General features: G+C 69.1%; 13 protein-coding genes. 4 read left to right on the top strand and 9 right to left on the bottom strand.

Annotated elements, in window-relative coordinates:
* Positions 1-36 precede the first annotated feature (36 nt).
* Genes OH802_RS16070 through OH802_RS16055 form a run of 4 tightly spaced genes read right to left on the bottom strand, consistent with a single transcriptional unit; the run spans position 37 to position 2,944 of the window.
* On the bottom strand, positions 37-849 hold the full coding sequence (locus tag OH802_RS16070) for an ABC transporter permease (protein WP_406020052.1): 813 nt from the start codon (positions 847-849) through the stop codon (positions 37-39).
* 1 nt (position 850) lies between these two features.
* A complete protein-coding gene (locus OH802_RS16065; RefSeq protein ID WP_406020050.1) occupies positions 851-1,681 on the bottom strand; it encodes an ABC transporter permease in 831 nt (276 codons plus the stop codon).
* Positions 1,681-2,595, bottom strand: coding sequence for an ABC transporter ATP-binding protein (locus tag OH802_RS16060; protein WP_091042336.1), 915 nt, complete (start codon positions 2,593-2,595; stop codon positions 1,681-1,683). The genes OH802_RS16065 and OH802_RS16060 overlap by 1 nt, the downstream gene beginning before the upstream one ends.
* Positions 2,596-2,626: 31 nt before the next feature.
* Positions 2,627-2,944, bottom strand: a complete 318-nt coding sequence (locus tag OH802_RS16055) for a hypothetical protein (RefSeq protein ID WP_355232570.1) — start codon at positions 2,942-2,944, stop codon at positions 2,627-2,629.
* A gap of 174 nt (positions 2,945-3,118) precedes the next feature.
* Between OH802_RS16055 and OH802_RS16050 the strand changes: the two genes are divergently transcribed.
* Both OH802_RS16050 and OH802_RS16045 read left to right on the top strand, forming a co-directional pair.
* Positions 3,119-5,158, top strand: a complete 2,040-nt coding sequence (locus tag OH802_RS16050; protein ID WP_406020047.1) for a HelD family protein — start codon at positions 3,119-3,121, stop codon at positions 5,156-5,158.
* Positions 5,155-5,739, top strand: a complete 585-nt coding sequence (locus OH802_RS16045; RefSeq protein ID WP_406020046.1) for a GNAT family N-acetyltransferase — start codon at positions 5,155-5,157, stop codon at positions 5,737-5,739. Before OH802_RS16050 ends, OH802_RS16045 begins: the two co-directional genes overlap by 4 nt.
* Here OH802_RS16045 and OH802_RS16040 read toward each other — a convergent pair.
* From OH802_RS16040 to OH802_RS16025, 4 genes are all read right to left on the bottom strand, one after another.
* Positions 5,703-6,437 (bottom strand): aspartate/glutamate racemase family protein, encoded by a 735-nt coding sequence (locus tag OH802_RS16040; RefSeq protein ID WP_406020044.1) that lies wholly within the window; start codon positions 6,435-6,437, stop codon positions 5,703-5,705. The genes OH802_RS16045 and OH802_RS16040 overlap by 37 nt on opposite strands.
* Positions 6,438-6,441: 4 nt before the next feature.
* The gene (locus tag OH802_RS16035) at positions 6,442-7,617 is read right to left on the bottom strand and encodes an epoxide hydrolase (protein WP_406020042.1); all 1,176 of its coding nucleotides are present in this window, start codon (positions 7,615-7,617) and stop codon (positions 6,442-6,444) included.
* A 70-nt stretch (positions 7,618-7,687) separates the two neighbouring features.
* Positions 7,688-8,419, bottom strand: coding sequence for a hypothetical protein (locus tag OH802_RS16030; protein ID WP_406020040.1), 732 nt, complete (start codon positions 8,417-8,419; stop codon positions 7,688-7,690).
* An 82-nt stretch (positions 8,420-8,501) separates the two neighbouring features.
* Entirely contained in the window at positions 8,502-9,776 is a 1,275-nt protein-coding gene (locus OH802_RS16025) for a DUF222 domain-containing protein (RefSeq protein ID WP_406020038.1), read from the bottom strand.
* A 380-nt stretch (positions 9,777-10,156) separates the two neighbouring features.
* Between OH802_RS16025 and OH802_RS16020 the strand changes: the two genes are divergently transcribed.
* Positions 10,157-10,576 (top strand): pyridoxamine 5'-phosphate oxidase family protein, encoded by a 420-nt coding sequence (locus OH802_RS16020; protein ID WP_406020036.1) that lies wholly within the window; start codon positions 10,157-10,159, stop codon positions 10,574-10,576.
* Positions 10,577-10,594: 18 nt separating this feature from the next.
* On the opposite strand, the gene OH802_RS16015 is transcribed toward OH802_RS16020, so the two are convergent.
* Positions 10,595-11,674, bottom strand: a complete 1,080-nt coding sequence (locus OH802_RS16015; protein WP_406020034.1) for an NAD(P)-binding domain-containing protein — start codon at positions 11,672-11,674, stop codon at positions 10,595-10,597.
* A 124-nt stretch (positions 11,675-11,798) separates the two neighbouring features.
* On the opposite strand from OH802_RS16015, the gene OH802_RS16010 reads away from it, so the two are divergent.
* On the top strand, positions 11,799-13,139 hold the full coding sequence (locus tag OH802_RS16010; protein ID WP_406020032.1) for a cytochrome P450: 1,341 nt from the start codon (positions 11,799-11,801) through the stop codon (positions 13,137-13,139).
* Positions 13,140-13,143 lie beyond the last annotated feature (4 nt).

The raw sequence follows: 13,143 nt of genomic DNA, 5'->3' as shown, positions 1-13,143 counted from the left end.
GGGAGATCCTGCCTGTGAGACGCGAGTTGCTGCCGCTCAGGTGAGGAGTAGGGAGTCGAGCCGGCGGCGCACGACGACGAGGCCGACCGCCCCGAACGCCAGCAGGTAGACCACCGAGACCAGCGAGCCCCACGACGGCACCCCGAGCGTCAGCTCTCGACAGAGCACGACACCGCGGTAGAGGGGCGTGACCTCCACGACCCAGCGCAGCCACTCCGGATAGGCCGTGACAGGGAAGAACGTCGCGCTGAACAGGAACATCGGCATCATCGCGAGGGTGACCTTCTCGAAGTCCTGCCAAGAGGTCATGTAAGTCGTCAGCGCCATGCCGACGGCCCCGAAGGCCGACCCGATGAGCAGCGCCGCCGGCACCACCAGGAGCGCCCACCAGGAGTGGACCAGGTCCATCGCGACCATGATCAGCAGGAACGCGGTCACGTAGATGCCGCTGCGCAGCTGGTTCCAGAGGATCTCGCCGACCGCGATGTCGACCGTACGCAGCGGGGTGGCCAGCATCTGGTCGTAGAGCTTGTTGTACTTCAGCTTGAAGAAGAAGTTGAACGTCGCATCCAGCAGCGACCCGTTCATCGCCGAGGCCGCGATCATCCCGGGGGCGACGAACTCGCGGTAGTCGACCGGCTTCCCGGCGTACTCGAAGCCGACAACCATCGCGCCCACGCCGATGCCGATCGAGAAGAGGTAGAAGACCGGCTCCAGGAACCCGGTGATGAACACCAGCCAGGCGCGCCGGTAGACCAGGATGTTGCGCCAGAGCAGCAGCCGGGCGGCCTCGCCGCCTCGCAGCGGCCGGGCGACGGTGGCGCCCACGGCAGCGGTGAAGAGCGCCATCTCAGGAGACCAGCCTCTCGTCCAGCTTGCGCACCGCGAGCCACCAGCAGACGCCCGCGAGCAGCCCTAGATAGCCGACGTGGACGGCGGCCAGCGCCCAGTCGATCTCGCCCAGCGCGAGCATCCGGGTCAGGTTGACGCCCTGCCACAGCGGCGAGGCCATCGCGACCTTCTCCAGCACCGGCCCGAGGTTGGCGACGGGGAAGAACGTGCCGGAGAAGAGCGTCAGCGGGATCATCCCCAGCCGGAAGATCAGCGCGAACGACTCCTCGCCCTTGATCGAGAGCGAGAACAGCAGCACCGGCGTCCCGAACGCCAGCACGACCAGCCCCTGCACCAGCCACGCCGTCAGTACGCCCCACCACGTCTCGAAGACGCCGAAAGGGGCCAGGACCAGCAGGAAGACCCCACAGGCGAACAGCGTACGCAGCATCAGGAAGCCCAGCTGGGCCAGCACGATGTGGGAGGCGGTCAGCGGCGAGGCGATCATCGAGAAGTAGATCCGCTGCCACTTGACCATCCCGTAGACCGGGTAGGTCATCTCGGAGAAGGCGATCGTCATCGCGTGGGCCGCGACCATGCCCGGCGCGACGAAGGCCAGATAGGAGTCGGCGCCCTCCAGCGTGGCCGGATCGGCCTCCACGAAGCCGCCGAGCAGCACGCCCAGCGCCAGCACGTAGAAGAACGGCGTCACGAAGGTCGTGATCACCCCGCCCTTCCAGGTGCGCGCCAGGACGGTGAGCCAGTAGTCGCCCATCCGGAGCGCGCCGGAGACCAGCCCCGCGGGCGCCGTCGGCGGGGTCGCCGGCCCCGAGTCGGCGTAGTCGGTCATCAGTCCACCAGGGTCCGGCCGGTCAGGTGCAGGAAGACGTCCTCGAGCGAGGAGCGCCGCACCAGGGTGGCCACCGGCGACAGGTCGCGGCTGTGGACGGCCTCGATGACCGCCTCGCCGTCGTCGCTGTAGAGCAGCAGCCGGTCGGGCAGCACCTCGACCCGCTCGGCGAGGTCCTCGACCTTGGCCGCCAGCGCCTCGTGCTCGCCGACGCCGAAGCGCAGCTCGGCGACCTCGCGGGTGGAGTGCTGCTGGATGAGTCCCAGCGGCGTCCCGTGGGCCACGATCCGGCCCTGGTCCATGACCACGAGCTCATCGCACAGCTGCTCGGCCTCGTCCATGTAGTGGGTGGTCAGCAGCAGCGTCACGCCCGCCTGCTTGAGCCGGAAGAGCCGGTCCCAGATGACGTGGCGGGCCTGAGGGTCCAGGCCGGTGGTCGGCTCGTCGAGCACCAGGATCTCGGGTCGGTTGATCAGGCTCCGGGCGATCGTCAGCCGTCGCTTCATGCCGCCGGAGAGGTCATCGACCTTCGCCTTGGCCTTGTCGGTGAGCTGGACGAAGTCGAGCAGCTCCTCGATCCGGCCCTTCACCTCGGCCCTCGGCAGCCCGAAGTAGCGGCCGTAGACGAAGAGGTTGTCGTAGACGTTGAGCTCGACGTCGAGGGTGTCCTCCTGCGGGCACACCCCGAGCCGCGCCTTGATCTTCGGCCCGTCCTTGGCCGGATCCATCCCGAAGACCCGCAGCTCTCCCCCGCTCGGCGGCGAGACGCAGCAGATCATCCGCATCGTCGAGGACTTGCCGGCGCCGTTCGGCCCCAGGAAACCGAAGGCCACACCGGGGCGCACCGACACGTCGATCCCGCGCACCGCCTCGAAGTCGCCGAAGGACTTGCGCAAGCCGCGCGCCGAGATCATCAGATCCTCACCCACGTCGGCAAAGACTAGATCAACCCTGTTGACGCTTGCGCCGGTTGTAGTCGCGCATCCGCTGCGGTACGCCGACCACCGCGGCGTCGTAGGACGGGACCTGGTGCTTGTTGGCGAACTTGTGCGCCCACTGCGCCGACGGCACGCGCCGCCGGGTCCACTCGCCATCATGCGCGACCAGCAGCAGGGTCACCTCGCTGACGACGGTGCGCGGCTCGACGAACCCCTCGACACCACGCCGGGTCTTCACGAACTGCTCGAGATGCTGTTGGTCGGTGGAGTCCGCGGCGCGCACCCTTGTGGATCCGGTGTAGCTCTCGCCTGTCGGACGACTCATGCGCGTCCCGCGGCGGAAACGATCGAACAGGCTCACGGTGCAATTGTGCATCCTGGTGCCCAACGCACGCCCGGATAAACCTGTTGGGCGCCCACTCCGTGGTCGCCTATGTTGGAGCCTTTGACCCCACGCCCGCATCGAGACCTGCCGCCACGGAGAAGCGATGAACCAGCCATGCCCATAGACGACCTCGACGCCGAGCGCGAGCATCTGGCCGCCTCCCGGCAGGATCTGGCCCGGATGCGGAAGAAGGTGGAGTCGCTGGACTCCTCCACGGCCGGCAACTGGGTCAGCGCCGAGATCCTCGACGCCACCCTCGCGCGCCGGCTGGAGCAGCTCGCGGACGATCCGGACGTGCCGCTCTTCTTCGGTCGCATCGACCGGACCGCCGATCTGGGGGCAGAGTCCTTCCACATCGGCCGGCGCCACATCTCCGACAGCGCGGGCGACCCGATGGTGGTCGACTGGCGGGCCCCGGTCAGCGTCCCGTTCTACCGGGCCTCGCGGACCGAGCCGATGGGGCTGGCGCGGAGGCGGCGCTACGGGTTCTCCCACGGGGAGCTGACGGCGTTCGAGGACGAGTCGCTGACCGACGCAGGAGCCGGGCCGGAGCACTCGGCGATCCTCGAGGCCGAGATCGAGCGGCCGCGCGTGGGACCGATGCGCGACATCGTCGCGACCATCCAGCCCGAGCAGGACGTGCTGGTCCGCGCCGACCTGTCCCAGACGATCGTCGTGCAGGGCGCGCCGGGGACGGGGAAGACCGCCGTGGGACTGCACCGGGCGGCGTACCTCCTCTACGCGCACCGCGACCAGCTGACCCGGCGCGGGGTCCTGATCATCGGCCCCAACGCCTCGTTCCTGCGCTACATCCGCGACGTTCTCCCCGCGCTGGGTGAGATCGAGGCCAAGCAGGCGACGATCGCGGAACTGGTCGCCATCCATGGCGCCGTCCGCGCGGAGGAGCCCGCGCCGGTGGCGACGCTGAAGGGCGACGTACGCATGGCCGAGGTGCTCCACAGGGCCGTCTGGTCCCACGTCGGTGACCCGGAGGAGGCCTTGGTCGTCCCGCGTGGCTCGCGGCGCTGGCGGGTGCCGACCTACGAGGCGCGGGAGGCGCTGGAGGGGCTGCGCGCCAACGATCTGCGGTACGCGGCGGGCCGCGCGCTGCTCCCGCGCGCCCTGGCCCACCGGGTGCTGGTGCAGATGGAGCGCTCGGGCGACTCGCCCGACGACCGGGTGCACGACGCGGTGGCGCGGGCGAAGCCGGTCAAGGACTACGCCGCCGCGCTCTGGCCCGATCTCAAGCCCGCCCGGGTCCTGTTCCGGCTGTTCACCGACGCGGCCTGGCTGGCGGAGGTCGCCGACGGGCTCCTCTCGGAGGCGGAGCAGGCGAGCCTGATCTGGGAGAAGCCGCCGCGCTCGGCAGGCGCGGCGCGCTGGTCGCTGGCCGACCTGGTGCTCCTCGACGAGATCGCCGACCTGCTCGACCGCACGCCGTCGGTGGCACACATCGTCGCCGACGAGGCCCAGGACCTCTCCGCGATGATGCTGCGCGCGCTCGGCCGTCGTTCGACCACGGGCTCGCTGACGATCCTCGGGGACCTCGCCCAGGCGACCACGCCGTGGGCCTCTTCGTCGTGGGCCGATGCCCTGGCGCACCTCGGCAAGCCCGACGGCCATGTCGAGCAGCTGACGCGTGGCTTCCGGGTCCCGGCCGACGTGATCGCCTACGCGGCCCGTCTCCTCCCCCACATCGCCCCCGACCTGGAGGCGCCGGTCGCGGTGCGCCGCACGCGTGGTGACCTCACCTTCACCACCTCGTCTGTCGTGGAGGCGCTCGGGGCTGCGCTGGAGCGCCCCGGGTCGGTGGGGCTGATCGTGCCCGACGCCTCGCTCGCGACGGTGCGCGCCGAGCTGACCGCGGCCGGGCTCTCCTTCGCCGAGATCGGGGTGGGGGCCGACGAGGAGACCGAGTTCGATGCCCATCTCGATCTCGTCCCCGCCTCGCTCGCGAAGGGGCTCGAGTTCGACCACGTCGTCGTCTCCGACCCCACCGGGATCGTCGCCGGCGAGCCCGACCGCGACACCGGACTCCGCCGCCTCTACGTCTGCCTCACCCGCGCGGTCACCTCCCTGGTCGTACGACACGACGCCCTCCCCGAAGAACTCGGTGGCGTCCCGGAACGGGTGGATGCGAAAGTAGGCGCATGATCGACGCCCGACCTGATCCGCTGGAGAAGGCCGACTGGCCGCTACGCACGGAGCGCCTCCTGATCCGCCGGATGACGCCCGCCGACATCGAGCCGACCTGGGCCTTCCGAGGGCTTCCCGAGGTGGCCGAATGGGTGACGACAGCGTTCGCGGACCTCGAGGCCTACCGCAAGGTCTTCGAGAACCCCGACGTCATCGGGCCCGGCCTGGTGATCGAGCGTGACGGGATCATCGTCGGCGACCTCATGCTGCGGATCACCGACCCGTGGTCGCAGACCGAGGTGCGCGAGCACGCCAACGGCACCCAGGCCGAGCTCGGCTGGACGATCGACCCCGCCCACCAGGGCAACGGCTACGCCACCGAGGCCGTACGCGCCGTGCTCGACGTCTGCTTCGGTCCCCTGGGTCTGCGCCGCGTCGTCGCGGAGTGCTTCGCCGACAACGAGGCCTCCTGGCGACTCATGGAGCGCCTCGGCATGCGGCGCGAGTCGCACACCGTCAAGGACTCCCTGCACCGCACCCGCGGCTGGCTCGACGGCCTCTCCTACGCGATCCTCGCCGAGGAGTGGGCGCTGCGCTGATCCCGGGGGCTGAGTGCAGCCTCGATCGCTGCCTCGCAGTGCAGCCGGGTCGTCGGGAACAGCGGCACACCCGCGTACGTCTCGATCGGCAGCAGCAGCTCGATCTCGGTGCACCCGAGGATCACGCCCTCGCAGCCGGCGGCGACCAGACGGTCGATGACCTCGAGGTACGCCTGCCGGGAGCTGTCCAGGAACATCCCCAGACACAGCTCCTCGTAGATGATCCGATGGACGGTCTCCTGGTCCGGCTCGTTCGGGACGGTCACCTCGAGGCCGTGGCCGCGGAGCCGGTCGGCGTAGAACGGCTGCGACATCGTGAACCCGGTGCCGAGCAGCCCCACCCGCCCGGCCCCTGCCGCTTGGACCGCGGCTGCCGTCGTGTCGCCGAGGTGCAGGAAACGATCCCCGTACGTCTCCTCCAACGCCCCGGCCACCTTGTGCATCGTGTTCGTGGCCAGCACGATCACCTCGGCCCCGGCCCTGCTGAGCGTCGCCGCCTCCGCGGCAAGGCGCTCCCCCGCTCGCTCCCACTCGCCGGATGCCTGCATCTCCTCGATCTCCGCGAAGTCCACCGACCGTACGAGCAGGTCCGCCGAGTGCAGCCCGCCGAGTCGCTTCGCGGTGATCTCGTTGAGCAGGCGGTAGTACTCCGCCGTCGACTCCCAGCTCATTCCGCCCAGTACGCCGATCCTTCGCATGCCTTCAGTGTCCCTGGGCGAGCAACACAGCCGCGAGGCCCTCGCGCAGATCCTCGACGAACCGATCAGGAACCTCCATCGACGGGAAGTGCCCACCTGCCTCGGGTGTCCCCCAGCGGACGATGCGCCGGTAGCGGTGCTGTGCCCACGGACGCGGACAGCGCTCGACGTCGTTGGGATAGATCGTGATCGCCGACGGTACGTCGACCCGCAGCTCGGGGTCGAGCGCGTTGTGGCTCTCGTAGTAGATACGGGCTGCGGACGCGCCGGTCCGCGTCAGCCAGTAGAGGGTGACGTTGTCGAGGATGCGTTCGCGGGAGATGGTCTCGAACGGGCTGTCGTCGGTGTCCGACCACTCGGCGAACTTGTCGAGTAGCCAGGCGAGCAGCCCGACGGGAGAGTCGACGAGCGCGTAGCCGATGGTCTGCGGGCGGGTGGCCTGCTGCTTCGCGTATGCCGCCCGGTTGCGCCAGAAGTCACGGGTCCCCTCGGCCCAGGTCCGCTCCCGCGGCGTCAGCCCGTCCATGGTCAACCCGGGCAGACCCTCCGCGAACGTCGTGTGGATGCCGAGGACGTGCTCCGGGAACCTGCCGGCGAGCACCGTGGTGATGTTGCCGCCCCAGTCGCCGCCGTGCGCCAGGAACCGGGCGTAGCCGAGCCGTCCCATCAGCTCCACCCAGGCGGCCGCGGTCTTCTCGGTGCCCCACCCGGTCGTGGCCGGCCGGTCGCTGTAGCCGAAGCCCGGCAGAGACGGGACCACTACATGGAAGGCCGGAGCGTCCGCTTCCTTCGGCTCCGCCAGCTCGTCCATCACGTCGATGAACCTGACGATGCTGTCGGGCCACCCGTGCGTCAGGAGCAGCGGCGTCGCGTCCGCACGCGGCGACCTGCGGTGCAGGAAGTGGATTCCCAGACCGTCGATGGTCATGCGGAACTGTCCGGCCTGGTTCAGGCGCTCTTCGAACGACCGCCAGTCGTACGCCGTGCGCCAGTGCTCCACGAGATCGACGAGGTCGGCGAGTGGAACGCCCTGCTCCCACCGACCCCGGCCGCGCGCCGCGGGATCGACTGTCTCGGCCTCCGGCAACCTCGCCGCAGCCAGACGCGCCCGCAGGTCGTCGAGGTCGGCGTCGGTCGCGTGGGCTTCGAATGCTCGTACGTCGCTGCTCGGCTTCGACATGTGACCTCCTGGCATTGCGGAAACCGTCTGTGCCGGTTCTAGCATTCGCCGCGCAACGCCCCGCGCGAGTTCACTCCTCCGCGCGGGCTCGAGCGCCCTCCCAGCCACAGCTCAGCGGGTCTTCGTGGGGGCTTGCGGAGAGACGTACGACTTCGACCTCGCCGTCGACCTTCCACCCGAGCAGGCAGTCGGTGGTCATCCGCCCGGTCCAGTAGCCGGTGACCCCACCAGCCGCGACGTAGATCCTCGTCCCCTCCTCCTGCACCTCGAGCCCTGGGAGGTCGTTGAGGGCGCCTACTCTCGCCGCCGCGTCATCCCCACGCAGCGCCGACTCGAGCCGGGTCTCGGCATCCTCCGGAAGCTCGACGGTCGCGGCGGGAGTCGTGTCGATCTGCTGCTTCTTCGGACAGTCGACCTCGTCGGCGGTGTCCCACTCGCGCGGCTCCGACCATTCGAAGCAGCGGGTGGCGGAGTAGGTGCTCGTGGAGTCGGGCCAGATCCGAGTGGCACACTCCCAGTTCGTCCGGCACTCGTGGTGCGCCGTGATCGCCAGCACGATCCGCCGGCCGTCCTCGGGACTGTCGGTCGCCACCAGAATCTCCACCTCTCCCTGCCGTTCCCCCTCGCGCGCCTGTTCGTAGGCGGTCATGCCGGGATAGGTCTCCATCGCGTTGAAGATCGCCACCGCGCGCGTATGCGTCTGCGCTTCCGCCGGCGACCCCTGAGCCCAGGCCCAGAACCCTCCGACAGCCGCGACCAGAGTCAGCGCAACGACGGTCAGAACGGCCCACAGAGTCTTCACCTCGCCAGTCTCGACGGCCTCATCGGGCCTGGCGTGAGCGCCGATACTCATTTTCGGCGCAGACTGTTCCCGCGTTGCGTGTCTAGGGTCGGCGGGTGAACCGAATCGTGCCATCCGGCAGCCGCTCATGGACGTACGCCGGGTTGTGCGCCAAGCGGTGATGATGCGGGCACAACAACGCCCCGTCCTTGAGGTCCGTTTTCCCGCCGGCAGCCCATGGTTCTAGATGGTGGGCGTCGCACCACTCCGGTGGCATGTCGCAGCCCTCGGCCTGGCAGCACTTCTGCTGCAGCCGCATCGCCTTGCGCTGAATCGGTTGGAAGAACCTGCTGCCTCGACCGGCGTCGAGCACCTCACCGTCTCCGCCGAGGACCCAGGGGATGATGGTCGCGTTGCACGCCATCCTCCGGGCCTCCGCCGCGGAGATGGTGGTGCCGTTGGTCTCGTCGTAGCCCAGAATCGCGATCCCGAGGTCTTTGCGGAGCTCCTCGAGCGAGATCACCACGTTGATGGTGGTCGCGTCGCCACCGTGACGGGGCAACGCTGTCGGGTCCACGGTCTCCAGCAACCGCGAGAAGCCCTGGCCCATCAGCCGCTCCCACGGAGGCAGCGGGGCACCCTTGCCGACCAGCTGCTGTTTGCGGGGCTGGGCCCAGGCCTCGACCAGCCGCTTGAACCTCATCCCCATCGAGGTCGGGAAGACGCCCTCGAAGCCGATGGTGCCGTCGTGGTTGTCCCACACCCGCAGGGCGGTCTTCTGGTGGGCGCGTTCTTCCTCGGCGAGGAGTGCTTTGGCTTCGGCGTCTTCGAACCGGGCCGGGTCGATCTCGGCCAGGATCCGTTTCCCGACGATGTGGAGCTCGTTGGCGGTCAACCGGGTGGCGTAGTCGACCAGCAGCTTCTCCGCCAACACCAGGTCCTCAGAGCTGGCGACCGGGTTGGTCTCGATCTTGTCGAGCGCCCGGGTGATCACCCGGGCCTTGTCCTGGGACACGACACCTTCAGCCAGACCAGCGGCGACGAGGTCGTACTTAGCGACCCCTGCGGCGAGCTTGATCTGCGAGCGGGCCACGGCCTTGTCGACCAACAGCTCGGCCCGCATCCATCCGGAGGCGTCTTTGGCGCCGGTCTCTTCGGCGATGTCGCCGGCAGATGCGAGCACCCGGAGTCTGACCGCGGCCAGTTTGGCCTGGAGCTTCTCCAGTTGCTCCAGCGAGTTCTTCTTTTGTCCGGTGCGCCAGTAGGCGGGGTCGCGGGTCAGCAGCCTGTCGAGGGAGGTTTCGATGGCAGTCAGCTCGGCGTCGATCGCGTCGTCGGGGTTGGTGCCCCAGGGGTCGATCGAGCGGCCGAGACTCATCGCCATCCTCCCTTCAAAGAGGTGTTGTGATGGTTCTGATTCTACGCCGCCAGCCCTTCCTTGGCCATCTATTTTCCCAGGTCAAACACTGCTTTCGCGGTGAGCGAACGGCCTCGTCTCTGTGGATGGTAAGTGGCCCGCAGGGCCACCCTTCCGCCCCATCAACACCAGCCTTCTGAGCAAAGAATCTCTCCGCGCCACACCCCGGCCGCCGCCCCGATAGCCAGCCAAATCTTTTCTCGATCTGGTCCGGAGTCCAGGACCGCCGAAGGCGGCCGGCGAAGCCGGCGCCCGAAGGGCGTCCTTGACGCCGGACCAGATCGAGAAGACCCTCCAAAACGGGTCGGCGGCCACACCAACCAAGAAGTACGGTCGAAAACATGGGTATCCCACTCAAAGACCGCCAAGACCTCCTGACCCAACCCCTGATCGCAGCACTCTCAGTAGCCCGAGAAGACGGAAGAGCACCCCTGACAGTCCCGATCTGGTACGACTACACCCCCGGCGGCGACGCATGGTTCGTCACGGGAAAAGACTCGCTGAAGACGCGACTGATCCGCGCAGCAGGACGCTGCACGCTGATGGTCGAGCGCCTCGAGCCGACGGTCAGGTACGTCTCGGTCGAAGGGCCGGTGCGGATCGCCGATGCCGCCGAGGGCGAAGCAGAAGCGATGGCCCGACGGTACCTGCCTCCCGAGGCAGCCGACGCCTACCTGGCGCAGGCGGCGAACTTTCCGCCCGAGGTGACGATCCGGCTCACGCCGGAGCACTGGATCTCTGCCGACCTCGGCTCGCTGTGACCTCGCCGTGAAGAAGGCTCACCGAGCCACGAGCTGACCCTTCTCAGCCAGCTGTCGCCGGACCGCGCGGGCCGCGGCCCGGCCGGCACGGCTGGCCCCGATGGTGCTCGCGGAGGGGCCGTAGCCGACGAGCTGGACACGCGGGTCGTACGCAGCGGTGACGGCGGTCTGGACGTCCGCCGAGTCGCGCAGCAGCGGGATCCCGCCGTGCGAGCTGCGCAGATGAAGCGGAGCGAGGTGGGTGACGGCAGGGCGGAAGCCGGTAGCCCACAGGATCGCATCGACACGCTCGAAAGCCCCCGAGTCCCATCGGAGCCCGTCAGGCTCGATCCGCGCAAACATCGGCAGCCGGCGCTCGTAGACCCCGAGCCGCGCGGCCTCCTGCTCCTGCGGACGCAGCGAGAGACCGGTGACGCTGACGACGCTCGCGGGCGGCAGGCCGGCCTCGACCCGCTCCGCCACCAACGCCACCGCCTCGCGCCCACGTTCGGCGTCGAAGTCGGAGCGCCAGACCGGCTCACGCCGGGTCACCCAGAGGACGTCGGTCACCGGCGCGAGCTCACCGAGGAACTGCACAGCCGAGGCTCCTCCACCGACCACTGCGACCCGTGAACCCCGGAAGTGAGCGGCACCCGGATAGTCGTGGGTGTGCACCTGCTCCCCGAGGAACGTCGATGCCCCCGGGTAGTGCGGCACGAACGGTCGCGTCCAGGTCCCGGTCGCGTTGACCAGCGTCCGGGTGAACCAGGTCCGTCCGTCGGCCGAGTTCACCGCGAGCAGGTCGCCGACCGAGGTCACCGAGGTGACCTTCACCGGGCGCTCGACCGGCAGGTCGTGCAAGGACTCATAGGTCCCGAACCATCCCGGCACTGCGACGTTGGCCCGCTCCCCCGACTCCCCCGGCGCGCGCCCGTCCGGCAGGTCGGCGACACCGTGCACGTCGTGCATGGTGAGCGAGTCCCAGCGGTGCTGCCAGGCGCCACCCGGGCGACGCTCGGCGTCGAGCACGACGTGGCGTACGCCCAGCCGGCTGAGGTGGTAGGACGCCGACAGACCGGCCTGACCGGCACCGATCACCACTGATTCGTAGCTCTCCACGGACACCTCAACAACGCACGAGGCCCATCCATGCCCACCGAACGGCTGCGGGAACACGTTCTACTTGACTACCCTCGGCAGAGTCACTCGGGACCGGGAGGTCGGACACGATGGATCAGACACCATGACAGCGACCGAGGCGCTACGCGAGATCCCGCGACTCGTGCCCGGCGACCGCGGCCTCCCCTGGATCGGCCGGCTGCTGGACTACTCCCGCGACCCGGTCGGCTTCTATCGGCACCAGTGGGAGACGTACGGCCCGGTCTCGCCGTTCTTCCGTGCCGGCGAGGCCGGGGTGGTCGCGCTCGGACCGGACGCGTGCGAGGCGGTGCTGCGCAACAAGGACAAGGCCTTCGCCAACGGGCCGGCCTGGGGGCAGATCGTCGGCCCCTTCTTCGACCGCGGCCTGATGCTGCTCGACTTCGAGGAGCACCACGCCCATCGCCGCATCATGCAGGAGGCCTTCACCCGAGACCGGCTCGCCACCTACACCACCGCGATGCACCCGGCGATCGCGCAGGGCATGCGCGGCTGGGCCAACACGCCCGCGTTCCAGGCCTATCCGCGGCTCAAGCAGCTCACCCTCGACATCGCCGCCGACATCTTCATGGGTGGTGCGGCCGAGACCAGCCGGGCAGAGATGGACCGGGTCAACAAGGCGTTCATCGCCTGTGTGCAGGCGGCCGCCGGTGTCGTACGCGGCGATGTGCCGATGACTCGCTGGGGCCGGGCGTTCCGCGGCCGGAAGGTGCTGGAGGGCTTCCTGCGCCACTACCTGCCCGCCAAACGGGCCACCGCGAGCGACGACATCTTCTCGGTGCTGTGCCACATCGAGACCGACGACGGCGAGCGGTTCAGCGACGAGGACGTCGTCAACCACATGATCTTCCTGATGATGGCCGCGCACGACACCTCGACCATCACCTCCTCGACGATGCTCCAGTACCTCGGCCAGCATCCGCAGTGGCAGCAGCGCTGCCGCGAGGAGTCCCTCGCGCTCGGCGAGGCGCCGACGATGCAAGAGATCGAGAGCCTCACCAGCCTGGACCTGGTGATGCGGGAGGCGCTGCGGCTGCGTGCCCCCGTGCCCGCGCTGATCCGGCGTACGGTCAAGGAGACCCGCCTCCTCGGGGTCCGCATCCCGGCCGACATGGGCGTGATGGTCGGGGTCCAGTTCAGCCACATGATGGAGGAGTACTGGACCAACCCGAACGTCTTCGACCCCGAGCGCTTCGCGCCGCACCGGCGCGAGGACAAGAGCCACCGGATGGCGTGGGAGCCGTTCGGGGGCGGGGTGCACAAGTGCATCGGGCTCTACTTCGCCGGTCTCGAGGTCAAGTCGATCCTGCACCGGCTCCTGCGCGACTACCGATGGAGCGTCTCCCCCGGCTACCGCGCGCCCCTGGACAACAGCTCACTGCCGTTCCCGAAGGACGGCAACCCCATCCAATTGACCCGGATCTGAGGAG

This window comes from Nocardioides sp. NBC_00850 (assembly GCF_045207335.1).
GTDB lineage: Bacteria > Actinomycetota > Actinomycetes > Propionibacteriales > Nocardioidaceae > Nocardioides.
This window is presented reverse-complemented; position numbering and strand designations above follow the sequence as displayed.

Bases quoted from the DNA above. Each gene is read 5' to 3' on its own strand.
- OH802_RS16035 (WP_406020042.1), bottom strand. From the start codon at position 7,617: ATGTCGAAGCCGAGCAGCGACGTACGAGCATTCGAAGCCCACGCGACC.
- OH802_RS16065 (WP_406020050.1), bottom strand. From the start codon at position 1,681: ATGACCGACTACGCCGACTCGGGGCCGGCGACCCCGCCGACGGCGCCC.
- OH802_RS16070 (WP_406020052.1), bottom strand. From the start codon at position 849: ATGGCGCTCTTCACCGCTGCCGTGGGCGCCACCGTCGCCCGGCCGCTG.
- OH802_RS16060 (WP_091042336.1), bottom strand. From the start codon at position 2,595: ATGATCTCGGCGCGCGGCTTGCGCAAGTCCTTCGGCGACTTCGAGGCG.
- OH802_RS16010 (WP_406020032.1), top strand. From the start codon at position 11,799: ATGACAGCGACCGAGGCGCTACGCGAGATCCCGCGACTCGTGCCCGGC.
- OH802_RS16055 (WP_355232570.1), bottom strand. From the start codon at position 2,944: ATGAGTCGTCCGACAGGCGAGAGCTACACCGGATCCACAAGGGTGCGC.
- OH802_RS16040 (WP_406020044.1), bottom strand. From the start codon at position 6,437: ATGCGAAGGATCGGCGTACTGGGCGGAATGAGCTGGGAGTCGACGGCG.
- OH802_RS16020 (WP_406020036.1), top strand. From the start codon at position 10,157: ATGGGTATCCCACTCAAAGACCGCCAAGACCTCCTGACCCAACCCCTG.
- OH802_RS16050 (WP_406020047.1), top strand. From the start codon at position 3,119: ATGCCCATAGACGACCTCGACGCCGAGCGCGAGCATCTGGCCGCCTCC.
- OH802_RS16045 (WP_406020046.1), top strand. From the start codon at position 5,155: ATGATCGACGCCCGACCTGATCCGCTGGAGAAGGCCGACTGGCCGCTA.
- OH802_RS16025 (WP_406020038.1), bottom strand. From the start codon at position 9,776: ATGAGTCTCGGCCGCTCGATCGACCCCTGGGGCACCAACCCCGACGAC.